27 protein-coding genes, 1 tRNA gene and 1 riboswitch are annotated in these 24,667 nt (G+C 70.5%); of the genes, 14 read left to right on the forward strand and 14 right to left on the reverse strand.

Annotation, left to right across the window (positions count from 1 at the left end):
• Window positions 1-89: 89 nt before the first annotated feature.
• The 4 genes from ACX9MN_RS02865 to ACX9MN_RS02880 all read left to right on the forward strand — a co-directional run bounded on the left by ACX9MN_RS02865 (window position 90) and on the right by ACX9MN_RS02880 (window position 2,411).
• A complete protein-coding gene (locus ACX9MN_RS02865) occupies window positions 90-737 on the forward strand; it encodes a carboxymuconolactone decarboxylase family protein (RefSeq protein WP_020093511.1) in 648 nt (215 codons plus the stop codon).
• 150 nt (window positions 738-887) lie between these two features.
• Entirely contained in the window at window positions 888-1,121 is a 234-nt protein-coding gene (locus ACX9MN_RS02870; protein WP_056522462.1) for a hypothetical protein, read from the forward strand.
• Between the two features lie 107 nt (window positions 1,122-1,228).
• Window positions 1,229-1,600, forward strand: coding sequence for a hypothetical protein (locus tag ACX9MN_RS02875; RefSeq protein ID WP_020093513.1), 372 nt, complete (start codon window positions 1,229-1,231; stop codon window positions 1,598-1,600).
• 112 nt (window positions 1,601-1,712) lie between these two features.
• Window positions 1,713-2,411 (forward strand): YoaK family protein, encoded by a 699-nt coding sequence (locus ACX9MN_RS02880; protein WP_489723651.1) that lies wholly within the window; start codon window positions 1,713-1,715, stop codon window positions 2,409-2,411.
• On the opposite strand, the gene ACX9MN_RS02885 is transcribed toward ACX9MN_RS02880, so the two are convergent.
• The 5 genes from ACX9MN_RS02885 to ACX9MN_RS02905 form a co-directional block, all read right to left on the reverse strand.
• Complete coding sequence (locus ACX9MN_RS02885) at window positions 2,401-2,649, reverse strand: flagellar protein (protein ID WP_091977090.1); 249 nt, start codon at window positions 2,647-2,649, stop codon at window positions 2,401-2,403. The genes ACX9MN_RS02880 and ACX9MN_RS02885 overlap by 11 nt on opposite strands.
• A 102-nt stretch (window positions 2,650-2,751) precedes the next feature.
• Window positions 2,752-2,934, reverse strand: a complete 183-nt coding sequence (locus ACX9MN_RS02890; protein WP_020093516.1) for a hypothetical protein — start codon at window positions 2,932-2,934, stop codon at window positions 2,752-2,754.
• A 25-nt stretch (window positions 2,935-2,959) separates the two neighbouring features.
• Window positions 2,960-3,046, reverse strand: a tRNA-Leu gene (locus ACX9MN_RS02895).
• A gap of 33 nt (window positions 3,047-3,079) precedes the next feature.
• Window positions 3,080-4,273, reverse strand: coding sequence for an FAD-dependent monooxygenase (locus tag ACX9MN_RS02900; protein ID WP_489723652.1), 1,194 nt, complete (start codon window positions 4,271-4,273; stop codon window positions 3,080-3,082).
• A gap of 12 nt (window positions 4,274-4,285) precedes the next feature.
• Window positions 4,286-4,543, reverse strand: a complete 258-nt coding sequence (locus ACX9MN_RS02905; RefSeq protein ID WP_020093518.1) for a zinc-finger domain-containing protein — start codon at window positions 4,541-4,543, stop codon at window positions 4,286-4,288.
• Between the two features lie 200 nt (window positions 4,544-4,743).
• Here ACX9MN_RS02905 and map point away from each other — a divergent pair, with 200 nt between their 5' ends.
• The 6 genes from map (at window position 4,744) to ACX9MN_RS02935 (ending at window position 10,513) form a co-directional block, all read left to right on the forward strand.
• A complete protein-coding gene (gene map / locus ACX9MN_RS02910; RefSeq protein ID WP_489723653.1) occupies window positions 4,744-5,571 on the forward strand; it encodes a type I methionyl aminopeptidase in 828 nt (275 codons plus the stop codon).
• A 6-nt stretch (window positions 5,572-5,577) separates the two neighbouring features.
• Window positions 5,578-6,324 (forward strand): RadC family protein, encoded by a 747-nt coding sequence (gene radC, locus ACX9MN_RS02915; protein ID WP_091680120.1) that lies wholly within the window; start codon window positions 5,578-5,580, stop codon window positions 6,322-6,324.
• A gap of 96 nt (window positions 6,325-6,420) precedes the next feature.
• The gene (locus tag ACX9MN_RS02920) at window positions 6,421-7,854 is read left to right on the forward strand and encodes a circularly permuted type 2 ATP-grasp protein (RefSeq protein ID WP_020093520.1); all 1,434 of its coding nucleotides are present in this window, start codon (window positions 6,421-6,423) and stop codon (window positions 7,852-7,854) included.
• A gap of 65 nt (window positions 7,855-7,919) precedes the next feature.
• Window positions 7,920-8,867, forward strand: a complete 948-nt coding sequence (locus tag ACX9MN_RS02925; RefSeq protein ID WP_020093521.1) for an alpha-E domain-containing protein — start codon at window positions 7,920-7,922, stop codon at window positions 8,865-8,867.
• A 21-nt stretch (window positions 8,868-8,888) separates the two neighbouring features.
• Complete coding sequence (locus ACX9MN_RS02930) at window positions 8,889-9,716, forward strand: transglutaminase family protein (protein ID WP_020093522.1); 828 nt, start codon at window positions 8,889-8,891, stop codon at window positions 9,714-9,716.
• A 44-nt stretch (window positions 9,717-9,760) separates the two neighbouring features.
• Entirely contained in the window at window positions 9,761-10,513 is a 753-nt protein-coding gene (locus ACX9MN_RS02935) for a proteasome-type protease (RefSeq protein WP_020093523.1), read from the forward strand.
• 58 nt (window positions 10,514-10,571) lie between these two features.
• Here ACX9MN_RS02935 and ACX9MN_RS02940 read toward each other — a convergent pair whose 3' ends face one another.
• The 4 genes from ACX9MN_RS02940 to thiO are packed head-to-tail and all read right to left on the reverse strand — an operon-like array spanning window position 10,572 to window position 13,463.
• Window positions 10,572-11,228 (reverse strand): thiamine phosphate synthase, encoded by a 657-nt coding sequence (locus ACX9MN_RS02940; protein WP_489723654.1) that lies wholly within the window; start codon window positions 11,226-11,228, stop codon window positions 10,572-10,574.
• Window positions 11,225-12,028 (reverse strand): thiazole synthase, encoded by an 804-nt coding sequence (locus ACX9MN_RS02945; protein ID WP_489723655.1) that lies wholly within the window; start codon window positions 12,026-12,028, stop codon window positions 11,225-11,227. The genes ACX9MN_RS02940 and ACX9MN_RS02945 overlap by 4 nt, the downstream gene beginning before the upstream one ends.
• Before the next feature lie 2 nt (window positions 12,029-12,030).
• Window positions 12,031-12,243: a sulfur carrier protein ThiS gene (thiS, locus tag ACX9MN_RS02950; protein ID WP_103985296.1), complete on the reverse strand. Its 213-nt coding sequence runs from the start codon at window positions 12,241-12,243 to the stop codon at window positions 12,031-12,033.
• Complete coding sequence (thiO, locus tag ACX9MN_RS02955; RefSeq protein WP_489723656.1) at window positions 12,240-13,463, reverse strand: glycine oxidase ThiO; 1,224 nt, start codon at window positions 13,461-13,463, stop codon at window positions 12,240-12,242. The genes thiS and thiO overlap by 4 nt, the downstream gene beginning before the upstream one ends.
• A gap of 64 nt (window positions 13,464-13,527) precedes the next feature.
• Window positions 13,528-13,656, reverse strand: a riboswitch (TPP riboswitch).
• A 233-nt stretch (window positions 13,657-13,889) separates the two neighbouring features.
• Between thiO and ACX9MN_RS02960 the strand changes: the two genes are divergently transcribed.
• Both ACX9MN_RS02960 and ACX9MN_RS02965 read left to right on the forward strand, forming a co-directional pair.
• The gene (locus tag ACX9MN_RS02960; RefSeq protein ID WP_244526933.1) at window positions 13,890-14,396 is read left to right on the forward strand and encodes a retropepsin-like aspartic protease family protein; all 507 of its coding nucleotides are present in this window, start codon (window positions 13,890-13,892) and stop codon (window positions 14,394-14,396) included.
• A gap of 397 nt (window positions 14,397-14,793) precedes the next feature.
• Window positions 14,794-15,915, forward strand: a complete 1,122-nt coding sequence (locus tag ACX9MN_RS02965) for a glycosyltransferase (RefSeq protein WP_244603205.1) — start codon at window positions 14,794-14,796, stop codon at window positions 15,913-15,915.
• Window positions 15,916-16,003: 88 nt separating this feature from the next.
• Here ACX9MN_RS02965 and ACX9MN_RS02970 read toward each other — a convergent pair whose 3' ends face one another.
• The 4 genes from ACX9MN_RS02970 to ACX9MN_RS02985 form a co-directional block, all read right to left on the reverse strand.
• Window positions 16,004-17,263, reverse strand: coding sequence for an adenylate/guanylate cyclase domain-containing protein (locus tag ACX9MN_RS02970; RefSeq protein WP_489723657.1), 1,260 nt, complete (start codon window positions 17,261-17,263; stop codon window positions 16,004-16,006).
• A gap of 76 nt (window positions 17,264-17,339) precedes the next feature.
• The gene (rpoD, locus tag ACX9MN_RS02975) at window positions 17,340-19,322 is read right to left on the reverse strand and encodes an RNA polymerase sigma factor RpoD (RefSeq protein ID WP_020093531.1); all 1,983 of its coding nucleotides are present in this window, start codon (window positions 19,320-19,322) and stop codon (window positions 17,340-17,342) included.
• A gap of 198 nt (window positions 19,323-19,520) precedes the next feature.
• A complete protein-coding gene (dnaG, locus tag ACX9MN_RS02980) occupies window positions 19,521-21,410 on the reverse strand; it encodes a DNA primase (RefSeq protein WP_103985292.1) in 1,890 nt (629 codons plus the stop codon).
• A 100-nt stretch (window positions 21,411-21,510) separates the two neighbouring features.
• Window positions 21,511-21,972, reverse strand: a complete 462-nt coding sequence (locus tag ACX9MN_RS02985) for a GatB/YqeY domain-containing protein (protein ID WP_020093533.1) — start codon at window positions 21,970-21,972, stop codon at window positions 21,511-21,513.
• A gap of 192 nt (window positions 21,973-22,164) precedes the next feature.
• Here ACX9MN_RS02985 and carA point away from each other — a divergent pair, with 192 nt between their 5' ends.
• Together carA and ACX9MN_RS02995 are read left to right on the forward strand one after the other, a co-directional pair.
• Window positions 22,165-23,388, forward strand: coding sequence for a glutamine-hydrolyzing carbamoyl-phosphate synthase small subunit (carA, locus tag ACX9MN_RS02990; protein WP_489723659.1), 1,224 nt, complete (start codon window positions 22,165-22,167; stop codon window positions 23,386-23,388).
• A 187-nt stretch (window positions 23,389-23,575) separates the two neighbouring features.
• A complete protein-coding gene (locus ACX9MN_RS02995) occupies window positions 23,576-23,953 on the forward strand; it encodes a hypothetical protein (protein WP_020093535.1) in 378 nt (125 codons plus the stop codon).
• 33 nt (window positions 23,954-23,986) lie between these two features.
• On the opposite strand, the gene ACX9MN_RS03000 is transcribed toward ACX9MN_RS02995, so the two are convergent.
• On the reverse strand, window positions 23,987-24,421 hold the full coding sequence (locus tag ACX9MN_RS03000) for a pseudoazurin (protein WP_489723660.1): 435 nt from the start codon (window positions 24,419-24,421) through the stop codon (window positions 23,987-23,989).
• Window positions 24,422-24,667: the final 246 nt, after the last annotated feature.

Below are 24,667 nucleotides of genomic sequence, written 5' to 3' on the forward strand. Positions count from 1 at the left end.
ACACGGGCTTGCCGCCCCGGGCCCTGGTGGCCGCGCGGCGCCGCCGCGATCGTGCGGCGCGACTGCACAGATCCAACGGGAGCGAAACGATGACCCTCCGCCGCCGCGCGCTGACTCTGGCCGCCCTCGCCCTGGCCCTGCCGCTGGCGACCCCGCTGGCGACGGTGGCGGCGCGGGCGCAGGACCGGCTGCCGACCATCCCGCCCCAGGACTACACGCCCGAGCAGAAGCAGGCGGCCGAGGCCTTCGCGCAGGCGCGCGGCAAGCCGCCCTTCGGGCCGTTCGAGCCGCTCATGTACTCGCCGGAGGTGATGACGCTCGCCCGGTCGATGGGCGACTACCTCCGCTTCAAGCCGAAGATCGGCACCACGCTCTCGGAGCTGGTGATCCTGATGACCGCCCGCCGCTGGACGCAGGACTACGAGTGGTACGTCCACGCGCCGATCGCCGAGAAGGCCGGCATCTCCGCCGACATCATCGCGGCGATCCGCGACGGCCGCCGGCCGGCGAAGATGAGCGACGACGAGACCCTCGTGTACGATTTCACCGCCGAGCTCCAGGACACGAAGCGCGTCTCCGACGCGACCTTCGCCCGCGCCGAGGCCCGGTTCGGCAAGCCCGGCGTCGTCGATCTGGCGGCGATCTCGGGCTACTACACGTTCCTGGCGATGGAGCTGAACGCGGCCCGCTACCCCATTCCCGCCGACGGCAAGCCGCTGCCGCGCATGCCCGAGTGAGCCGGCTTATCCACAGTCGTCCGGCAGCGGAAACAGCGTTGTCCACAGGGTTTGGCCGGTCACGCGCGGCCGGCCCGGCCGCCGTTGACGGAACGTTAACCCTTATGGCTTGTTCTCTTTTCGTTCCCGGACGCGACGAAGGAGAACCCGATGCTGACCCAGGTCCTGGCCCAGCGCGACGATCACGTATGCCCCGTCGAGGCGATCAGCACCGCGTATCTCGGCTTCGCGGGCGGCGATGCCGGGATCGCCCTGCGCTGCGCGATCGCCGACGCCCTGTCCGACCTGATGGAGGCCGAGCGGCGCACGCGCGAGCGCAGTCGCCTGATCTCCCGAGGCTACATCCGCACCGCCCCCGACATGGAGGCCGGACCGGCAAGCTGAACCGTGGCTGCAGGCCGGCTTCAGCATCGGTGCAGCGCGGGCGCGGCATTGTCCCTTGTGTGATCCGGGGCGCCGCAGGCGCTCCCCGCACTCACCGGAGACAGGTCATGACACGCATCGCTCTGCTCTCGGCCGCCGCGCTGATCGGCGCGGGCACCCTGGCCTCCACCGCCGCCGAGGCCCGCGGCGGCGGCGCCATCGCGGCCGGCATCATCGGCGGCCTCGCGGCCGGCGCCCTGATCGGCGCCGCGACCCAGGCCCACGCGGCGCCCGGCTACGGCTACGGATACGCGGATTACGGCTACGCCCCGGCTCCCGTGGTCGTGCGGCGGCCCCCGGTCTACCGCGTCTACGAGGAGGACGCGCCGGTCTACGCCACCCGCCGGACCGTGACCTACGAGCGGGTCCCGGTCGGCTACGGCCCCGCCCGCCACTGGGGCGGGGATTACGAGGGCGGCTACGGCTATCGCGGCTGGTGAGCCGGGGGTTGCGCCCGGCGCCGTGACGGCGCCCGGGCGCGTGGCTTAAGACGGTGGCGGCGCCGACCGAATCGGGTTCTCGGCACCCCACCGACGGGTCATCGACGGGTCCATGCTGGTCCACGAAGGCGAGACGCGCACCCCCGAGGCCGACAGGGCGCTCGCCCTCTCCCTCGCCGGGGTGGCCGGCGCGCTGAACACCGCCGGCTTCTACGCGGTGGGCCTCTACGCCTCGAACATGACCGGGAACGTCTCGGCCATCTCGGACAGGACCGGCACGGGCGACCTGCTCCTCGCCCTGCAGGCCGGTCTGCTCGTCGTCCTGTTCGTGCTCGGCGCCGCCACCGCGACGCTGCTGATCCGCCGCCGCCGCCGCGGGCACCGACCGGGCGCCTACGCCTACGGGGTCTGCGCGGAGGCGATCCTCCTCGTAGGCGTCGGCCTGGTCGTGCTGCCGCTCCACGAGCCGGCGCGGAGCCACGCCCTGGTACTCGGCCTGAGCTTCGTCCTGGGCCTTCAGAACGCGGCCGTGACCAAGATCTCCGAATCGCGGGTGCGGACCACGCACGTGACCGGCATGATCACCGACATCGGCATCGAGCTCGCGCGCTGGCTGGACCGCGGGACGCCCGGCGCGGATCCACTCAAGCCCCACGATCCGGAGCGGCTGCGGCTGTACCTGCTGACCGTCGGCGCCTTCCTGGCGGGCGGTGTGGTGGGGGTCGTGGCCTACCGCCTCGTCGGCGTGGCCCTGCTCTTCGCGGCGGCCGCGATCCTGGCCGGACTCGCCCTCCCCGCTCTCAGGCGGTGACGTCGAGGAGCTGACCCATCATGCGGTCGGCGGAGCGCGCCACAGCGGCGTTCAGCGCGAAGGCCGACCGCGACCCGATGAGGTCCAGCGCGGCCCCCGACAGGTCCACCTGCGCGGCCGGCGGCAGAGCCGTGTCGCCGGTGGGCGCGCCGCTCGCCGCGATGGTCTCGGCCGCTCTCCCGAGCCGGTCGGTGGCCCGGGTCATGCCGGTCGCGGCGGTCTGAAGGGCGTCGATCATACCGGAATCTCCCCGCCGCCACTCTGGCAGGGACACGACAAGGGCCGGTTTCGGCGATCGCTCAAATGCGATCCATCCCGAGCGACGGCCGCCGCGTCCGCCTCACCCCTTCGGCGCGCACACGGTCACCGGAGAGGCGCCGCCGTAGGGCCGCTCCGCCTCGGCGATCTGCTTCGCGGCGGCCTCGCAGGCCTGTTTCGTGTTGAACTCGACCGATCCGATCGCGGAGCCCGAGCCGGCGAGCATGATGATGAGCACGTAGACCACGCCATTCCCCTCCGGCATCCCGGTCCGGCGTCGCGCTGCGTGCTGGTGCGGACGGCGGGACTCGAACCCGCACGGCCTCGCGGCCGCAAGATTTTAAGTCTCGTGCGTCTACCGGTTCCGCCACGTCCGCATGCACCCTCGGTAGCGGGGGCGGCGGGTCCGATCAAGCGGGGGGCGTCCAGCCATACAGCCAGGCGTAGCGGTCGCGCATGCCGTCCGGGCCGAGACGGGCCATCACGGCGTCGCGCAGGAACGCCACCACGCCGCCGGCGTGGTAGGTCCGGCCGTTGCTCCGCGCCGCTTTCTGAACCCGTCGCACCCGTGCGGTCCGCGCGCCCGAATACGCCGCGAGCGCGGCCGGAACGTCGGCGTTGTCCGCGAGGGCGCGCGTGAGGACCGCGGCGTCCTCGATCGCCAGGGCGGCCCCCTGCGCGAGATAGGGCAGCACCGGGTGGCCGGCATCGCCGATCAGCGCGAGCCGGTCGCGGGCGAGCGGGCGCGCCACGGCCCGGTCGGCGAGCGACCAGACCAGCCAGGAATCCGGCAGGCTCAGGAGATCGCGCAGCGGCGCGGCGCTGCCGCGCAGGTGCCCGCGCAGCACGGCCGGCTCCCCGAGCCGGCCCCAGCCCTCGTCGCCCACCGCCTCGGGCACCACCGCCACCACGTTGAGGAACTGGCCGTCCCGCACCGGGTAATGCACCACGTGCCGGCCGCGGCCGAGCCACAGGCCGGTGGCGCCGCCGCGCAGGTCCTGCGGGACCGCCTCCATCGGGATGAGCGCGCGCCACGCCGCGGCCTGACCCGGGCGGAGCGGCGCCGAATCGAGATGCGCGCGCAGCCGGGACCTCAGCCCGTCCGCGCCGATCGCGAGGTCGAAGGCGACCGGTTGGGCCCCGCTCGCGCCCTCGACGGTGAGGACGGCCTCGGACGTCGTCTGGGACACGGCCGTGACGGTGCGCCCCATCATCAGGCGGATAATCGAGCGGCTCCGGAGCGCGTCGAGCAGCAGCGTCTGCAGGTCGGCGCGGTGGATCACGTAGTAGGGCGCGCCGAAGCGGCTCTGCGCCTGCGCGCCGAGCGCCACGCCGCCGATGCGGCGGCCGCTGTCCAGGGCCCGCACCTCGACCGCCGGCGGCTCGCTCGCCGCCCGGCGCAGGGCCGCCGAGAGCCCGAGGCCCGCCAGAACCCGGCTCGCGTTGGGCGAGATCTGGATCCCGGCCCCGACCTCGCTGAAGCCGGTCCGGCGCTCGATCACCGTGACGGCGTGGCCGGCATCCGACAGTGCCAGCGCCGCCGTCAGGCCGCCGATCCCGGCCCCGACGATCCCGATCCGCAGTGATGGACTGCCAGAAGGCACGGTGGGCGGCGCCTACTCCGCCGCGACCTTGGCGTCGTCCCGCCACACGCAGGCCTGCGGCTCCGCCTCGTCGGCCTTCAGGCCGGCCCGGTAGCGGTAGAGCGTCGAGCAGTACTGGCAGATGATCTCGCTGTCGGCGCCCATGTCGAGGAACACGTGCGGGTGGTCGAACGGCGGCAGCGCGCCGATGCACATGAACTCCTTCACGCCCACGGTGATCACCGGCACGCCCGGCTCGTTGTGGAAGTGCGGTACCGCCTTGCCTGCCATCCGGCCCTCGCCTGCCCCGCGACCGACCGCGCGGCGAATCTGCCAGCGCGCTCCCGGGCGTCTCGCGGCCGCTTATGCCGCCAGCCCCGCGACCGGCGCAAGCCTCGCCCGACCTACGACCGATGCGGCTTGGACTCCCGAGCCCCGCGCCGTACATAGGGCGAAGCCCGATTGACGCCGCCGCGAAAAAAGTCCCGATCATGCAGCAGGAACAGGCCAGTGCGCAGGGTGCGCGCCGCGCCCCGGAACCGCCGATCCACGGTCCCGAGGGCTTCGAGGGCATGCGCCGGGCGGGGCGGCTCACCGCCGAGGCCCTCGACCTGCTGATGGAGGCGACGCAGCCCGGCGTCACCACCGAGGAACTCGACAGGCTCGCCTACACCTTCGCCATGGACCACGGCGCCTATCCGGCCTCGCTGCTCTACCGCGGCTATCCGAAGTCGATCTGCACCTCGATCAACCACGTGGTCTGCCACGGCATCCCCAACGACAAGCCGCTGCGCGAGGGCGACATCGTCAACCTCGACATCTGCCTGATCCTCGACGGCTGGCACGGTGATTCGAGCCGGATGGCCTATGTCGGCGAGGTGCCGCGCAAGGCCCAGCGCCTGTGCGAGATCACCTACGAGGCGCTGATGCGGGGCGTCGCCGTCGTGAAGCCCGGCGGATCGACCAACGACATCGGCCGGGCGATCCAGTCCTACGCCGAGGGCGAGCGCTGCTCGGTGGTGCGCGATTTCTGCGGCCACGGCCTCGGGCGCACCTACCACGACGCGCCCACGATCCTGCACTACGTCGAGGCCAGCTACGACGTGCCGTTCAAACCCGGCCAGTTCTTCACGATCGAGCCGATGATCAATCTGGGCCGGCCCGCCGTGAAGGTCCTGGGCGACGGCTGGACCGCCGTGACCCGCGATCGCTCGCTCTCCGCCCAGTTCGAGCACACGGTCGGTGTCACCGAGACCGGCGTCGAGATCTTCACGATCTCGCCGAAGGGGCTGCACCAGCCCGTCAACCCGGCCGCCTGACCGGCCGTGCCCGAGCGGCAGGACGACGGTGAGGCGGGGCTGTTCGCCGACAGCGCCACCCCGTCGCCGGTCGAGAAGGAGACGCCGCACTACCACGGTCATCGCGACCGCCTGCGGGAGAAGTTCTCCGCCGCGGGGCCCGACGCGCTGCCCGATTACGAGCTGCTGGAGCTCGTCCTGTTCCGGGCGATTCCCCGGCGCGACGTGAAGCCCCTCGCCAAGGCGCTGGTCGCCCGGTTCGGCAGCTTCGCCGAGGTGGTCAGCGCCGAGCCGGCGCGGCTCATGGAGGTGGAGGGCGTGAGCGGCGGGGTCGCGTCCGACCTCAAGGTGATCGAGGCCGCGGCGCGGCGGCTGGCCCGGGGCGCGATCCGCGAGCGCGCGCTCCTGGGCTCGTGGAGCGCCCTGCACGAGTACCTGCGCGCCACCATGGCGTTCGCCCCGCGCGAGGAGTTCCGCGTCCTCTTTCTCGACAAGCGCAACCACCTCATCGCCGACGAGGTGCAGGGACGCGGCACAGTCGACCACACGCCGGTCTACCCGCGCGAGGTCGCCCGACGGGCGCTCGAACTGTCGGCGACGGCCATCATCCTGGCCCACAACCACCCGTCCGGCGACCCGGCCCCGTCGGCGGCCGACGTGGCGATGACCCGCGAGATCGTGGCCGTCCTGGCGCCGCTCAAGATCGTGGTCCACGACCACGTGATCCTCGGCCGAAACGGTCACGCCAGCCTGAAAGGCCTGAAGTTGATCTGATCCTCCGGCCTCCTTGAGCGTTATCGCCCGCGGATATAGCCATGATCGGGTGGCGCGCCTCTTGCCTCAAGAGCGGGAGCGTACGGGAGGAGCGAGATGGCGGTGACGGCCTTCGACGAGATGAACGGGATCGGCGCGGCCGATCCGGCGGCCGTCCGCGACGCCTACGGCCAGCTCAAGGCTTGGCTCGACTCCACGCCGCCCGAGCATTTCAACACCCGCCGCAGCCAGGCCGAGCTGCTGTTCCGCCGGATCGGCATCACCTTCGCGGTCTACGGCGACAACGAGTCGACCGAGCGGCTGATCCCGTTCGACATCATCCCCCGGGTGATCACCAAGCCGGAATGGGCCTTCCTGGAGCGCGGGCTGACGCAGCGGGTCACCGCCATCAACCTGTTCCTCAAGGACATCTACGGCGCCCAGGAATGCATCAAGGCCGGCATCATCCCGGCCGACCTCGTCTACCGCAACGCCCATTACCGCATGGAGATGCGGTCCTTCCGCGTGCCGCACGACCTCTACGTGCACATCGCCGGCATCGACATCGTCCGGACCGGCGAGAACGACTTCTTCGTGCTGGAGGACAACGCCCGCATCCCGTCGGGCGTCTCCTACATGCTGGAGAACCGGGAGGTGATGCTACGCCTGTTCCCGGACCTGTTCTCCAAGCACCGGGTCGCGCCGGTGGAGAACTACCCGGACGCCCTGCTCGCCACCCTGCGCAGCCTCGCGCCGGGCTCGGCGACCCGGGACCCGACCGTCGTGCTGCTGACCCCCGGACGCTACAATTCCGCGTTCTACGAGCACTCGTTCCTGGCCGACAAGCTCGGCGTCGAGCTGGTGGAGGCGTCCGACCTCTTCACCAAGGACGACGTCGTCTACATGCGCACCACCGAGGGGCCGCGGAAGGTCGACGTCATCTACCGCCGCCTCGACGACGACTTCCTCGACCCGCTGGTCTTCCGCCCGGACTCGGTGCTCGGCGTGCCCGGCCTGATGAACGCCTACGAGCGCGGCTCGGTCACCCTCGCCAACGCGGTCGGGACCGGCATCTCGGACGACAAGGCGGTCTACAGCTACATGCCGGAGATCGTGAAGTTCTTCACCGGCGAGGAGCCGATCCTGCACAACGTGCCGACCTATCGGTGCCGCGAGAAGGACGCGTTCGCGTACGTGATGGACAACCTGTCCGACCTGGTGGTGAAGGAGGTCAACGGCTCGGGCGGCTACGGGATGCTGGTCGGGCCGCATGCCAGCAAGCGCGAGCTCGACGACTTCGCCAAGAAGCTCAAGCACGCCCCGGACGGGTTCATCGCCCAGCCGACCCTGTCGCTCTCCACCTGCCCGACCTTCGTGGCCTCGGGCGTCGCGCCCCGCCACGTCGACCTGCGGCCCTTCGTGCTGTGCGGGGCCGACAAGATCCGCATCGTTCCGGGCGGCCTGACCCGGGTGGCGCTGAAGGAAGGCTCCCTGGTGGTCAATTCCAGCCAGGGCGGTGGCACCAAGGATACCTGGGTGCTCGACGCCTGAGCTCCGCGATATCCGGACGTTCCGAGGCGCGGACACCGTGGTCCGCACGACTTGGCTGAAGACCGATGCTCTCCAGGACTGCCGACAACCTCTTCTGGCTCTCCCGCTACGTCGAGCGCGCCGACTTCGTCGCCCGCATCCTCGACGCGGCGCACCGATTCGCGTCGCTGCCGACGAGCTACGGCGGCGGCGGGAGCAACGAGTGGGAATCGGCCCTCGCCTCGGCCGGCGACCCCGACGCGTTCAAGACCCATTACAGCGCGATCAACGCCGACACGGTCTGCGACTTCCTGGCCTTCAGCCCGCACAACCCCTCCTCGATCCGCTCCTGCATCGAGGCGGCCCGCGAGAATGCCCGCTCGGTGCGCACGGCGCTCACCACCGAGATGTGGGACGCGATCAACGGCGCGTGGCTGGAGCTGCGCAACTACGCCGGCAAGGACCTGAACCGCGACGAGTTCGGCCGCTTCCTCGACTGGGTGAAGACCGTCTCGCTGACCTTCGACGGCTCGGCGTTCCGGACGATGCTGCGCAACGACGCCTTCTGGTTCACCCGGCTCGGCACGGCGATCGAGCGGGCGGACAACACCGCCCGCATCCTCGACGTGAAGTACCAGATCCTGCTGCCGCACGACGAGACGGTGGGCGGCAGCCTCGACTACTTCCAGTGGACCACGATCCTGCGCGAAGTGTCGGCGTTCAACGCCTACCACTGGGTCTACCGGGAGAGCATCAAGCCGCTGCTGGTGGCCGACCTCCTGATGCTCAACAAGCAGATGCCGCGCTCCTTCGCGAACTGCTACGGCGTGATCGTCGAGTATCTCGACCTGATCGCCGACGCCTACGGCCGCCGGGGCCCGAGCCAGCGCCTCGCCGGAAACATGTTGGCGAAGCTGGAGGGCGAGGATATCGACCGGGTCTTCGCCACCGGGCTGCACGAGTTCGTCGAGGCGTTCATCGCCGAGAACAACAAGGTGGGCGAGGCGATCGCGAAGCAGTATCTGGTCGGCTGAACAGGACGGACAGGACGGCGCATGCGCATCCGCGTGGTTCACGAGACCATCTACACGTACGAGCAGCCCGCCCGCGGGCTCGTGCAGGTCCTGCGGCTGACGCCGCGCGACCATGATGGGCAGTACGTCCGTGGGTGGCGGATCGACACCACCGTCGACGGGCGGCTGACCGCCCGCGAGGACGGGTTCGGCAACGTCGTCCACTGGTTCACCCCGGACGAGCCGGCCGACGCCCTGACCATCCGGGTCACCGGCGAGGTCGACACCGACGACACGCACGGCGTCGTGCGTGGCACGGTGGAGCGCCTGCCGGACGAGTTCTACCTACGCGACACGGACCTGTGCGCCGCGAGCCCGGAGTTGCACGCCTTCGCGGAGCGCGTCGCCGCCGAGGACGACGGTGCGACCTTGGCCCGACTCCACCGGCTGATGGGGGCTGTCCACGGTGCTGTGGCCCACGAGCCCGGTCCCGCGAGCGGCGCGGTGCCGGCCGGCAAGGCGTTCGCGGCGGGCCGCGGGATCTGCCAGGATCTCGCCCACGTGCTCATCGCCGCCGCCCGCCACATCGGCATCCCGGCGCGCTACGTCGCCGGCTACCGGGCCCGGGAGGACGGGCAGGCGGATGTCGAGGCGCCCCACGGCTGGGTCGAGGCCCTGGTGCCGGATCTCGGCTGGGTGGCGTTCGACCCGTGCTACGATGTCAGCCCGACGGACAACTACATCCGCGTCGCCACCGGCCTGGACTATCTCGGGGCGGCGCCGATCCGCGGCAGCCGGACCGGCGGTGGCACCGAGACACTGGACGTGAAGCTCCGGGTCGAGCAAGGCAGGGCCGCCGCTCAATCCTGACCGTCCCGACCCCGGTCCGCCGACCGCACGAGAGCCCGAAAACGATGACCTACTGCGTCGGTGTCCTGGTGGAGGAAGGGCTGGTCATGGTCGCCGATACCCGCACCAATGCGGGGCTCGACGACATCTCGACCTACCGCAAGCTCCACCATTTCAACGTGCCGGGCGAGCGGGTGATGATGCTCGCCTCCGCGGGCAACCTCTCGATCACCCAGTCGGTGCTCAGCCTGCTCCAAGAGGGCGTGCCCGGTGAGGAGGAGGGTGAGCCGCCGCAGAAGCTCGTCGAGGCGCCGACCATGTTCCAGGCGGCGCAGCTGATCGGCCGGGCCATCCGGCGGGTGCGCGCCATCGAGAAGGACGGGTTCGAGGCGGCCAATATCCGGTTCTCGATCTCGCTGCTGTTCGGCGGCCAGATCGGCACCGGCGAGATGCGGCTGTACCTGATCTACTCCGCCGGCAACTTCATCGAGTGCAGCACCGACGCGCCGTTCCTCCAGATCGGTGAGCACAAGTACGGCAAGCCGATCCTCGACCGCGCCGTGAAGTACACGACCGACCTCTACGACGCCCTCAAGGTGAGCCTGGTCTCGATGGATTCGACCATGCGCTCCAATCTGGGCGTCGGCCTGCCGATCGACATCGCGGTCGCTCGCCGGAACGCGCTGACGCTCGAGGTGAACCACCGGATCGAGGCCGGCGAGGGCTACTTCCACGATCTGCGCGAGCGCTGGTCGGCTGCGCTGCGCGCGGCGCACCGGGCGATCCCGCGCCCGCCCTACGGACCGTCCAACGCCTAGGGCAATTACAGCATCGGCCGTCTTACTCCGCTGCGCTCGCCGGGACGGGGGCAGATTTCTACGTGGCTGTCCGAGCCGCTGAAGACTCCGCGACGCCCCAGGCTTCCAGAAGCGCCCGCGTCGCCTCGGCCGGATCCGCGGCCCGCATCAGGCCGCCCATGACGGCAAGACCCGCCGCCCCCGCCGCGCGACAGGCCCCGATCATCTCGGGCCCGACACCGCCCAGGGCCACGATCGGCAGGCCCGCCGCCCGCGCGGCGGCGATCCCCTCGGACCCGAGCGCCGGCCCGTAGCCGGGCTTGCTCGCGGTCGTGTAGATCGGGCTGAGGGTCACGTAATCGGCGCCGGCCTGCGCGGCAGCCGCAGCCTCGCGCGGCGCGTGGGCCGAGACGCCGATCAGCGCGAGCGGACCGAGTGCCGCCCGCGCCGCCGCGACGGTCTCCGGTCCCGAGCCGCCGCCGAGATGCACGCCGTCGGCACCGAGGGCGCGCGCGAGCGCGACATCGCCTCCGATCGTCAGGACGCCGTTCGCGGCCCGCACGCGCTCGGCCACGCGCGCGCCGAGGCGCAGGCGGGCATCCGCCTCCAGGTCCCGGTCGCGGAACCAGATCCAGCGCCCGCCGCCGTCGAGGACCGCCTGCACGGTCTCGGCGAGGGGCCGCGGATGCCCGTGCCGGTCCGTCACCGCGAGCAGCGGCGACGGCAGCGCCCTCACGAGCCGACGAGGCCGAGCTGCGGGCTCGACGGCTCGGCCCGGCCGCGGCGGGGGATCCGCCCGGCGAGGTAGGCGTCGCGCCCGGCCTCCACGGCCCGGCCCATGGCGCGAGCCATCCGCACCGGATCGTCGGCCTTGGCCACGGCGGTGTTGATGAGGCAGGCGGAGACGCCGAGCTCCATGGCGATCACCGCGTCCGATGCGGTGCCGATGCCGGCATCGACCACCACCGGCACCGTCGCCCGGCGGCAGATCAGCTCCAAGTTGGCCGGATTGGCGACACCCATCCCGGAGCCGATCAGCGAGCCCATGGGCATCACCGCGGCGCAGCCGAGATCCTCCAGGCGCTGGCACACGATCGGGTCGTCGTTGCAGTAGGGCAGCACGACGAAGCCGTCGTCCACGAGATGGCGGCAGGCCTCGATCAGCTCCATCACGTCCGGGTAGAGCGTCTCGCGGTCGCCGATCACCTCGACCTTGATCCAGTTGGTGTCGAGCGCCTCGCGGGCGAGCTCGGCGGTCATGATCGCGTCCCGGGCCGTCTCGCAGCCGGCGGTGTTCGGCAGGAAGCGCTTGCCCTTCAGGATCTTGACCGTGTCCGAGCCGTGGCCCTGCAGCGAGACCCGGCGGATCGAGGCGGTGACCACGTCGGCGCCGCTCGCCGCGACGGCGTCGCGCATGATCGCCTGCGTCGGGTAGCCGGCGGTGCCGATGAACAGCCGGGACGACAGCCTCACCCCGGCGATGGTCAGGCTGTCATCCCCGCCCTCGGGGCGCGGCGGCAAGTGACTCTGGTCCATGCTCAACCTCCCTGCATGGCGCGGACGATCTCGACCCGGTCGCCCTCCGCGACCGGTGTCTCGCCCCAGTCCCGGCGGCGCAGAACGCGGCCGTTCAGCGCGATGGCGACGCCCTGCGGGCTCTCGATGCCGCTCTCCTCCGCCTCCAGGCGGAACAGGGCGTCCACCGTCTCGACCGCGCAGTCGCGCGGCTCACCGTTGACGAGGAGTTTCATGCCGAGGCCCTCAGCGCTTCCGGCTGGCCGAAGCGCGCGCGGGTGAAGGGACGCGCCACCTCCGGCAGCGCGCCGCGCAGCACCAGCGCGGCAATCGCGTCGGCGGTGACCGGGGCGAGCAGGTAGCCGTTGCGGTGATGCCCGGTGGCGGCGACGAGGCCAGGGGCGATCGCGTCGAGGATCGGTGCGTCGTCGTCCGAGGTCGGTCGGTAGCCGCTCCACACAGCCTCCACCTCCATCTCCTCGATGCCGGGCAGCACCCGGCGGGCGCCCTCCAGCAGGGCGTAGAGCCCGCCCGCGGTGACGCCGGGACGGAAGCCGCAATCCTCCACGGTCGCGCCCACGACGAGCTGGCCGTCGCTCTTCGGGGCCATGTGGACCTGCTCGGTCCAGACCATCCGCGCCAGGGTACCGGTCCGGGCGGTGGTGCGCAGGGCCAGGGACTGGCCCTTCAGCGGGCGGACCGGAAGGGCGAGCGCGTCGGGCAGCAGGCCGCCCTCCCCGCTCCAGGCGCCGGAGGCGAGGACGACGGTCTCGGCCGCGACGACGCGGTCGCCGGCGCGGATCTCGGTCACGCGGCCGCCCGACCAGTCCAGGGCGGTGACGGGGGTCCGCTCAACCAGGATCGCGCCGGCGCGGCGGCAGGCCTCGGTGAGGGCGTCCATGACCAGACGGGGATCGACCTGATGGTCGAGCGGGCAGTGGATCCCGGCGGTGACGGAGGGGCGCAGGCCCGGCTCCAGGCGCCGGACCTCGCTGCCCGGCAGCCACGTGGCCTCGAGCCCCGAGCGGCGCTGAAGGTCGAAGCGGAAGCGCAGGCGCTCGACCTCGTCGCGGCCGACCGCCAGCACCAGGGTGCCGTCGGCGCGGTAGTCGATCGCCCGGCCGGACTCGGCCTCCAGGGCGTCGCGGAACGCGGGCCAGAGCCGCAGCGAGTCCAGGGCGAGCGGCAGCAGCGGATCGGAACCCGGCTCGTGCTCGGCGGCGGGGGCCAGCATGCCGGTGGCCGCGAGGCTCGCGCCCGCCCCGATCGTGTCCCGCTCCAGCACCGTCACGGCGCGGCCGGCCCGGGCGAGGCGCCACGCGATCGACAGCCCGATCAGCCCGCCGCCGACCACGGCGACGTCCGTTCGCGCCGGAAGGGTCGCCGGCGCGACGCTGCCGTCCGGGTTGCGGCGGCGGCCGATCGGTGAGGCGGGTCGGTCGAGGGGCACAATCATCTCCGCGGATTGCCGTCGCGGAGATCGGGCCGTGCGCTTCGGTGAGAAGCTGTGGCCTGCCTTTCAGGCGGCCGCGGTCCAATCCCTACGCCGGTATGAGCCGGATCAGGTTCGAAGGATTTCCGCGCCGCAGGTCCTGACGGACGTGCCAGCGGTTTCTCAGCCCCTTGCCGGGGATCTCCCTGGAACAGACGCAGATGTGGCTCCCCGGCCGCTGCCGGTCAACCCCGCGCCGCGAGCATCCAGTCGTTCCCGCGACAATCCGCGGATCCCGGTGACGATCTGGACACCAAGCGGAGCGGAATCGGCGCGCACGCCGCGGCGGCGACCGCGATCGCGCACCATCCCTTCACCGGTCTGGCATCTCATCACCGGGATTCCGGAACGTCTCCGGTCGCCGGCACCCCACGTCACGGGCGGACTCGCGTGCGCGCAATCCTATTGATCTGCCTGCTCGGCTTCCTCGGTGTCACGGCCGCCTTGAAGCTGCGCGACGGCATGAGGCCGGCGCCGGTGGCCCTCGCCGTCACGCCGCCGCCGGAGCCCGTTCCCGCAGTCGACGCCGCCGGTGTGGCTCTCCAGGCCGGGCGCAACGGCCACTTCTTCGTCAACGCGCTGCTGGACGGCCGCTCGCTGCCGATGATGGTCGATACGGGAGCGAGCGCCTGCGCGTTCTCCGAGGAGGATGCCGCGCGGATCGGGATCCGAGTTACTCCGGCCGATTTCACCCGCGTCTGGAACACCGCGAACGGCACGGTCCGCGTGGCGCCGATCCGGATCGCCATCGTGCAGATCGGATCGATCACGGTCCGGGACGTCGATGCGGTCGTGATCCCGCGCGGGCTCCTGTCGACGAGCCTGCTGGGCATGTCGTTCCTCAGGCGTCTGCGCGATTTCGGCATCTCCGGCAGCACGATGACGCTCAGGGGCTGAAGCGGCCGGAGATCGACGCTGATCTGTCTGGTCGAGGCGCGCCTGTGGCGGGCCCCGGGCCTGCACCACGGGATCGGCTGCGGGCCCAACGCCCGCGCCGATGACCTACGGCGTTCGGGCCTCGTGCCAGCCCGATGGCGGGTGTCTCCTGATCCGCTCGACCAGTCTATCGGTCGCGGGTATTTGCAGTCATAAGACTGTGAGCCGGAGTATTTATATATAACTGGCCGATTATATGTCGTTTCAGATATTTAATCCAAATTTTGCCGAAGAATATGTTTGTTTTGTCAGCGCATTACAGCAATGCTAGGAGCGTTCATGACTGCGCATCCGACGCGTGAGCGCACGACGGGACGGCTTCGGTATGAAGAATCGCGGATCGACGATCTGTTTGTCCATGATCGTGAAGGACGAGGCCCACGTTATCCGGCGTTGCCTCGATTCTGTTCGTCCGATCATCGATCATTGGATCGTCGTCGATACCGGCTCGACGGATGGAACCCAGGATGTCGTCCGTGCCGCGCTCGCGGACATACCGGGTGCCCTGGTCGAGCGCCCCTGGGTTGATTTCGCCTTCAACCGGAACGAGGCCTTGAAACTCGCGCGGCGTCACGCGCAGTACGCATTGATCATCGACGCCGACGATGAGCTGATCATCCCGGCGGACTTCACGATGCCGAAGCTGCGTGCGCCCGGCTATCGGTTCGAGATCATCGACGCGCACACGCGGTACTGGCGCAACCAGCTGGTCAGCACCCGGGAGAACTGGCGTTACCGGGGCGTCCTGCACGAATTCCTCAGCTGCCCCGGCGTGACAGAGACACCGATCCTCCCCCTCGCGATGCGTCGGGGCGACGACGGTGCCCGCCACCGCGACGCGACGGCGGACGCGCGGGATATCGCCGTCCTCGAGAAGGCGCTGGCGGTCGAGACGGACCCCTTCATGATCGCCCGGTACACGATGTACCTCGGCACGACCTACGACGCCGCCGGCGAGTACCGGAAAGCGCTCGCCTGCTTCCTGAAGCGGGCCGATCTCGGCGGATGGGACGAGGAGGTCTATTTCAACTTGCTGATGGCCGCGGTGAACGCGGAGCGCCTCGACGAGCCGGAGGACAGGGTGCTGCAGCTCTACGAGCGCGCCACCGCAATCCGTCCGGGACGGGCGGAGGCGCGCCACGGGGCCAGCCGATTCTGCAGGCTGAGGAAGCGGTTCGCGGAAGGCTATCGTTACGCCGAGGCGGGCTTGGCTCTCGAGCTTCCGAGCGAGGGCATCTCCCTGAACCCGTGGGTCTACGAGTACGGCTTGCTCGACGAGTTCGCCCTCAACGCGTACCACAGCGGCCAGTTCAGCGCCTGCGGACATGCCTGCCTGAAGATCCTCGAGCAGGCGCATGTCCCGCGGGAGGTCGCCATACGCGCCGGCGCCCTGGCCCGGGACGTGATGGCGCAGATGATCGATCCGGTCTGGGGTTGCCGGCACACACCCTACGCTATGCCGTTCGTGCCGACGTGGTGAACCCGCACCGCGCGGATCGGCTGCGGGCCTCAGATCTCGGCTTATCTCCGCGAGCGCCGCGTGACGTCGGGACCGATCAAAGGGCCGCTCAGCTGGACTTGCGCGGGCGCAGGAATTTCGGCCGGAACACCGCCATGGGCTCGTCGAAGCCGTTGAGCCGGTGCTCTCCCATTGGGATCGGGTCTCCCCAGAGGAAGTCCACGAAGGGCTTCGACATCAGCAGCGGCTCGCCGAGGGCGCGGTTCAGCTGCGCGATGCGGCTCGCGAGGTTCACGTCGCGGCCGATCACCGTGAAGTCGAGGCGTGAGCCGGACCCGACATTGCCGTAGGCGGCCTCGCCGTGGTGGAGCGCGATGCCCGCGGCCACCGGCACCGGGAACTGGTGCAGGGCGTTCGCCTCGTCGAGGGCCGCCAGGGCGTGCTGGGCCGCCGTGAGCGCGCCCTTGGCCGCGCCGCCCAGATCGTCGCCGGTTTCCCGGAAGATCGCCAGCAGGCCGTCGCCGAGATACTTCAGGACCTCGCCGCCCTCACGCTCGATCGGCGGCACGAGGCAGTCGAAGAACACGTTGAGCAGGCCCACCGCCTCCTCCGGCGTCATGTCGGCGGTGGTGCGGGTGTAGTCGCGCATGTCGGCGAACAGGATCGCCGAGCGGATCCGGGTCACCTGCCCGCGGCGGATGTCGCCGGCCAGGATCGCCCGGTGCGGCTCGTCGCCGACATAGAGCCGGAGCACGTGGTCGAGCTGCTTGTTGAGGACGCGCATCTCCATCACGGCCGCCAGCGCCGGCATGACGAAGCGGAGGATCGCGATGTCGTCGTCCCGGAACCCCTCGGGGGCCCGCGTGGCGAAGGTGATGCCGTTCTGCGTGCCGTTCGTGAAGAACAGGGGCGCGACGACGTAGTGGGTGTAGCCGCCGGCCTTCAGGTCGGGAACGATCGCGTAGGCTTCGTCCGGGGTCTTCGACAGGTCGAGGATCAGCCACTCGCCGGTCTCGTGGACCGTGTGGAACGGGCTGTTGAGGTACGCGTCCGTCGAGCGGGCCCCGTGGGGGAACAGCCGCACGGTGGTGCCGCCGTCCCGCGTCCAGATGCGGCCGACTCCGGCATATTCCGAGTGCAGGGTGTCGATCGCCGTGGAGGCCCGGTCCACCGGCACGCCGATCGCGATCAGGCGCTCGGCGAGCCCGGCCAGCATCTCCTCGGCGTTGGGCATCCGCGCGCCCTCGCCGAGAAGCCAGTCGCGGATGCCCACGGAGGGCTGGAGCGCGCCGAAGGGCACGTCGTCGGCCTCCGAGCCGTCCGCGAAGGCCGTCGGGGATCCGGGCGTTGGCGGGCGGCGTTCGAGCATGGCGCCAGACTGGATGCCGCGCGGCACCGAGGCAACGCGGGCGACGGGGAAGCGCCGCGCGGTTCGCGGCGCGGGCTCAGTTGTCCAGGAAGCTCCTGAGCTTCCGGCTGCGCGAGGGATGCTTCAGCTTCCGCAGCGCCTTCGCCTCGATCTGGCGGATGCGCTCGCGGGTCACCGAGAACTGCTGGCCGACTTCCTCCAGGGTGTGGTCGGTGTTCATGCCGATGCCGAAGCGCATGCGCAGCACGCGCTCCTCGCGCGGCGTGAGCGAGGCCAGCACGCGCGTCGTGGTCTCGCGCAGGTTCGACTGGATCGCCGCGTCGATCGGCAGGACGACGTTCTTGTCCTCGATGAAGTCGCCGAGGTGGCTGTCCTCCTCGTCGCCGATAGGCGTCTCGAGGGAGATCGGCTCCTTGGCGATCTTCAGGACCTTGCGGACCTTCTCCAGCGGCATGGCCAGCTTCTCGGCCAACTCCTCCGGGGTCGGCTCGCGGCCGATCTCGTGCAGCATCTGGCGCGACGTGCGGACGATCTTGTTGATCGTCTCGATCATGTGCACCGGGATGCGGATGGTCCGGGCCTGGTCGGCGATCGAGCGGGTGATCGCCTGCCGGATCCACCACGTGGCGTAGGTCGAGAACTTGTAGCCGCGGCGGTACTCGAACTTGTCGACCGCCTTCATCAGGCCGATGTTGCCCTCCTGGATCAAGTCCAGGAACTGCAGGCCGCGGTTCGTGTACTTCTTGGCGATCGAGATCACGAGGCGCAGGTTCGCCTCGATCATCTCCTTCTTGGCCTGACGGGCCTCGCGCTCGCCCTTCTGGACCATGTTGACGATGCGGCGGTACTCGCCGATCTCCAGGCCCGTCTCCGAGGCGAGGTCGAGGATCTGCGCGCGCAGCTCCGCCACCTGCCGCGAGCCGCGCTCGACCAAGTTCTTCCAGCCCTTGCCGCCGAGCGTACCGACGCGCTCCATCCAGTTCGGATCGAGCTCGTAGCCCTGGTAGTGGCGCAGGAACTCGTCGCGAGCCACGCCGTGGCTCTCGGCGAAGCGCATCAGCCGGCCCTCGTGGCCGATCAGCTGCTTGTTGATCGAGTAGAGCTGGCCGACTAGCGCCTCGATGCGGTTGTTGTTCAGAGACAGGGACTTCACGTCGGCGACGACGATGTCCTTCAGCTCGATCTGCTTCTGGTTCTGGGCCGGGGTGTTCTGCTCGCCGGCGGCCTTGCGCTCGGTGCCCTCGATCTGGAACTTGCGCAGCTTGCGGTAGTTCGCGGCGATCGCGTCGAAGGTCTCGAGGACCCGCGGCTTGATCTCCGCCTCCATGGCGGCGAGCGAGACGTTGTTCTCGAGGTCGTCCTCGTCGTCGCCACCCTCCGGCGGCGCGGGCGGCTCCGCATCGTCCCCGCCATCCTCGCCCTCGGCGATCTGCGGCGCGTTCTTGCCGTCCGGGCCCGCGTAGGTCGCCTCGAGGTCGATGATGTCGCGCAGGAGGACCTTGCCCTCCACGAGCTCGTCCCGCCAGATGATGATCGCCTGGAAGGTCAGCGGGCTCTCGCAGAGGCCCGCGATCATCGCCTCGCGGCCGGCCTCGATGCGCTTGGCGATGGCGATCTCGCCCTCGCGGGACAGGAGCTCCACCGAGCCCATCTCGCGCAGGTACATGCGTACCGGATCGTCGGTGCGGTCGGTCGGCTCCTTGGTGGTCGTGGCGACCGCGACGGCGCGCGCCGGCGCGACCTCGGCGACCTCGCCGCCTTCGGCCTCCTCCTCCTCGCCGTCCGCGGCCTTCTCGCCCGCGGCCTCGTCGGTCTCCTCGGCCTCGACGACGTTGATGCCCATCTCGGAGAGCTGCGAGAGCACGTCCTCGAGCTGGTCCGGATCGGACTGCCCCTCGGGCAGGACCTCGTTGACCTCCTCATAGGTCACGTAGCCGCGCTTCTTGGCGAGCTTGACCATCCGCTTGACCGAAGCATCCGTCAGGTCGAGGAGCGGCCCGTCGGTCTGCTGCTCGGGGGCAGCGTCCGTCTCGTCCCGTTCCGTTGCCTTCGTCGCCATGATCAGCCTATTGTTTCGCACGCGGCGCGTAGCGGAGGCCCCGATGAGGCCAGTCCACGCCGTCGGCGCCGCTGTATGAGATCGGCGCCGGATCGCTCCGGTCGCCGTGAGTCGTCGGTTTCCGTATGCAAGCCCGAGGCTTGACCGATTGTTAACTATGGCGGGACACGTCACCCCGCCACCGCCATGACACAGGCATCACACGGCCGTCGAGTCGCTCGACACCGGTGCATCGGCCTCCGCCTCGGCGGCGATGACGGTTTCCAGCCTCGCCTTCACTTCGCAGAGCCATGCCCACCCGGCATCGGTCGGATCGTCCTCAAACGCCTGCCGTGCTTCGCGAAGTTCGCTATGTAGCGCTCCTGCCTGCCGGTGCAAGATCATCGCCTGTCGGAGCGCGTCTGCGCGGTGGGCAGGATCGGCGTGCGGGGCCAGGGTCGTGCGGTCCCGCGAGCGGGCCAAGGCGAGGATTCGGTCGGCCGCCCCTGTGAGTCCAGCGCGATTGATGCGGTTCTGCAACACCTCGGGCGCCGTGTCCTCGTCCTCGGCCGCGCAGGCCAGCAGGACCGACAGCAGCGCCCGGGCGTCGGGATCGGCGAAGTCGAGCTCGGCCGCCTCCTCGCCGAACTCCGCCATCATCTCGGGATGGGCCAGCAGGGTGCCGACGATCACCGCCTCGCGCACCGGGGCGGCGCCCGTGAAGCCCGCCGAGGCCGTCACCGAGGGACTCGGGCTCCCGGTGATGCGCGGCGAGACGGGCTCGCCGGGCCGGGCGAAGCGCTGGCGTCCGCGCGGGGCCGCGCCGGCGGCGCGGTTGGCGCGGGGCGACAGGCCGCGCAGGCGCTCCTCGACATCGTCGCGATAGTAGCGCCGCACGGTCTCGTCGCGAATCGTCGCGACGGTGGTGCGCAGGGTCTGGGTCAGGCCGGCTCGGCGCTCCGGCGTGTCGACCGGTCCCGCCTCGAGGGCGCGCCGCCACAGCAGCTCCGAGAGGGGAAGCGCGGCCGCGAGCACCTGGTCGATGGCCGTCGGGCCGCCCGAGCGCAGCAGGTCGTCCGGATCCTGGCCGCCCGGCAGCAGCGCGATCCGCAGCGAGCGGCCGGGCTCGAGGAGCGGCAGCGCGATGTCGAGGGCCCGGAAGGCCGCCCGCTGGCCGGCCTTGTCGCCGTCGAAGCACAGGATCGGCTCGTCGGCGTGGCGCCAGAGCAGCCCGAGCTGGTCCTCGGTGAGAGCGGTGCCCAGTGGCGCCACCGTCTCGGGATGGCCCGCGAGCGTCATGGCGATGACGTCGACGTAGCCCTCCACCGCGATGATCGAGCCGCGATCATGCGCGGCCTTGCGGGCGCCGTGCAGGTTGTAGAGCGTCCGGCCCTTGTGGAAGAGCGGCGTCTCCGGCGAGTTGAGGTACTTGGCGCGCACCTCCTTGGCGAGCGCCCGGCCGCCGAAGGCCACGACCCGGCCGCGGGTGTCGGTGATCGGGAACATCACCCGGTCGCGGAAATAGTCGTAGGGGACGGAGACCCCCTCCCCCGCCGCGAGCAGGCCGAGTTCGACCATCAGCGCCTTCTCGACCCCCTGCCCGGCGAGGTGGTCGCGCAGGGCGTAGCGCTCGCCCGGCGCGTAGCCGAGGCGGAAGGCCCGCTGCGTCTCGTCCCGCAACCCGCGCCGCTCGAGATAGGCGCGGGCCTCGCTGCCCTGGCCCGACCGCAGGCGCTCCTCGAACCAGCGCGCGGCCATCTCCATGACCTCGATCGCCCCGGCCCGCTTCTGCTCGCTGGCGCGGTTGTCCTCGGTGGGCGCCGGCAGGCTGACGCCGGCCTCGCCCGCCAGCCGCTCGACCGCCTCGGGGAAGCTGAGGCCCTCCGTCTCCATCAGGAAGGTGAAGATGTCGCCGTGCTTGGAAGACGAGAAGCAGTGGTAGAACTGCTTCTGGTCGTTCACGTAGAAGGACGGCGTCTTCTCGGCGTTGAACGGCGACAGGCCGCGCCACTCGCGTCCGGCCTTCTTCAACTGCACGCGGCGGCCGACCACCGACGAGGCCGGCAGCCGGGAACGGATCTCTTCCAGGATGTGGGGCGGATAGCGCACGGGGCCTGGGACGGGTTGCGTGAACCCGCTCCTATAGCGCGAGAGGCTTGACCGAGTCCCTCACACGCCCGGAATCCGGTGGAGGATTGCGGGGAGAGGTTCAGCCCTTCGCCGCCAGCGCGGCCTTCACCAGGCCGCTCGCCTTGCCGAAATCCATGCGGCCCGCGAAGGTGCCCTTCAGGGCGGCGATCACCTTGCCCATGTCCTTCGGGCCGGCTGCGCCGGTCTCGAGGATCGCCGCCTCGACCGCGGCCTTCGTCTCGGTCTCGTCCATCTGCTTCGGCAGGAACGTCTCGACGATGGCGATCTCGGCGCGCTCGTTGGCGGCGAGTTCCGGCCGGCCGCCCTGCTCGTAGACCGCGGCCGATTCGGTGCGCTGCTTGATCATCTTCTGGAGCAGCGACAGGATCTCCTCGTCGGAGATCGGCTCCTTGCCGTTGCCGCGGGCCTCGATGTCCCGGTCTTTCAAGGCGGCCTGAATCATCCGGACGGTCGCCAGCCGCTCCTTGTCGCCGGCCTTCATGGCCTCCTTCATCTCGGTGGTGAAGCGCGCGCGCAGCATCTCGATGAACCTTCCAACGGTCGAAGCGGGGGGCTGGCCTGCGATTTGCGGGTGTTGAGCCCTGCCGGCAGCGGAGCCACATTGACCCCATCGCGGGCCGCTCGCTAAGAGCGCCGCACACGATCATGCCGCAAGCCGAGAGCGCCGCAACCCGGCGCCCGCCTTCGGCCGGACATAAGCGAGACTCAGCCCATGCTGCAAGACGCCGCCGCGCATGCCCCCGAGCCCCAGGCTCCCGAGCCCTGGGCCGAGCCCGTCGCGACGGCCCTGCTGGTGCTGGCGGACGGCACCATCCTGGAGGGATTCGGCATCGGCCAGACCGGCGTGGCCGACGGCGAGGTCTGCTTCAACACCGCGATGACCGGCTACCAGGAGATCCTGACGGACCCGTCCTATGCCGGCCAGATCGTCACCTTCACCTTCCCGCATATCGGCAATGTCGGCACCAACGACGAGGATCTGGAGAGCCTGGAGGCGGCACCGGCCTCGGGCGTCCGCGGCACCGTCATCGCTTCGGCGGTGACGAACCCGTCGAACTGGCGGTCCTCGTCGCATCTCGACGGTTGGCTCAAGGCGCGCGGCATCGTCGGCATCACGGGCGTCGACACCCGGGCGCTCACGGCCCGCATCCGCGACCAGGGCATGCCCAACGCCGTGATCGCCAACGATCCCCAGGGCAATTTCGACCGCGAGGCCCTCAAGGCCCGCGCGGTGGCCCTCGCCCCCATGGAGGGGCTGGACCTCGTTCCGCCGGTGACGAGCCGCGCGCCGTCGGAATGGTCCGAGACCGTCTGGGCGCTGGGCAACGGCTACGGCACGCGCGCACCCGGCGAGGGCCTCAGGGTCGTGGCCATCGATTACGGCGTGAAGCGCAACATCCTGCGCCTCCTCGCCCAGGCCGGCTGCGACGTCACCGTCGTGCCGGCCACCACGACGGCCGAGGAGATCCTGGCGCTGAAGCCGGACGGCGTGTTCCTGTCGAACGGCCCCGGCGACCCGGCCGCCACCGGCGCCTACGCGGTCCCAGTGATTCGCAAGCTCTTGGACCAGAAGGTGCCGACCTTCGGCATCTGTCTCGGCCACCAGCTGATGGGTCTCGCCCTCGGCGGCCGGACCGTGAAGATGGGCCAGGGCCACCACGGTGCGAACCACCCGGTGAAGGACAAGACCACCGGCAAGGTCGAGATCGTGTCGATGAACCACGGCTTCGCGGTGGACCCGGACAGCCTGCCGGAGACGGCCGTGGAGACCCACGTGTCGCTGTTCGACGGCTCGAATTGCGGCCTGACCCTCACCGACCGCCCGGCCTTCTCGGTGCAGCACCACCCGGAGGCCTCCCCCGGCCCGCGCGACAGCCACTACCTCTTCGAGCGTTTCGTGACGCTGATGCGCTCGGGTGAGCCCGAGCGCGCCTGACGCGTCGTCTTCGCGAGCGCGGCGGAGCCGCGACGCGCGGCCTTTCAGTCCTGCGTCCCGACCCCAATCGGGCCGCGGCGGGGCCATAAAATCCGCCAGATCGGACGGCTTAAGGGAGCCCACGACGGCCCCTGAACGGCGGCGCATCCGCGCCCGGCGACGGCGGCCCGTCGCAGGGGATTGCCGGATGACCATCGACGAGGCGCGCGACGATTTCTCCCGCCTGCACCGCAGCTTCACCTTCCATCTCGGCGTCGCCGCGGGCCTGTCCTGGCTGACCGCCCTCTACGCCGCCGTCTACGCCCCCTGGGTGCGCAACATCCGGGCGCTGATCGATCCGACCGGCGGCTTCGACCGCGTCGAGAGCACGGTGTCCTACCTCTTCGCCATGCCGGCGGTCCTCGCCCTCGCCTGGGTCTCGGTCTATTTCGGCCGCGAGGCCCTGCGCCGCGCGCAGACGCTCTCGAACGTCGCCGTGGAATTCGCGGCCGCCGCATTGGTGGCCTTCGGGGTGTTCTACCTCTCGATCGACCGGGCGGTCGCCGCGCTCCACGCCGGCTTCTGAGACGGATCGGGGCGGCCAGAGCCGCCCCGGCGCCTACTGGACCTTCTCGAACAGCGGCTCGAACCGCTTGGTGGCCAGCTTGTTCTGCGGCACCGCCCGGGCCGCCTCCAGATTGTCGGGCCTGTCGCCGACCTGGACGAGGCCGACCATCCCCATGATGTAGTGCGGCGAGCACTTGATGCCGTAGAGGCCGGGCTTGTCGAAGGTCACGGCCTCCTCCTTGCCGACCACCGTCTTGAACGGCACCGCGCCCTCAGGCGCCATCCCCTTGATCAGCTCGGCATTGTGACCCTTGTCGGCCGGCACGAACCGCACCGTGTCGCCGGGCTGGATTTTCACGAAGGCCGGGTCGAAGACCATCATCCCGCCCGGACCGCTGTTCAAAGTCTTGATGGCGACCTCCGAAGCGTTCGCGCCCGTCATCGAGCCGATCAGAAGTATCGCGTAGAGTGTCTCTCGCCTGAGCATTTTCAGTCTCGAACGATGATGATGTCGATCAGCGCGCTGGCCGAGCCATCGGAGCTTAAGGTCCGGCGTCGATTTCCTGCAAGAAATCGATGAATTCTCGTGAGAATTTATAAATCCTCCAAATCGAAGGATCGATGCCGCATCCATGCGCCGGGCGCGCGGCCAGACTGCGCGGTTGTCCCGGCCTTCCAATGCGCCCGTCGCCCGTGTAAACGCGGGGCTCAACGACATTCCCGCCACGCGCGT

Source organism: Methylobacterium sp. 1A (assembly GCF_058072805.1).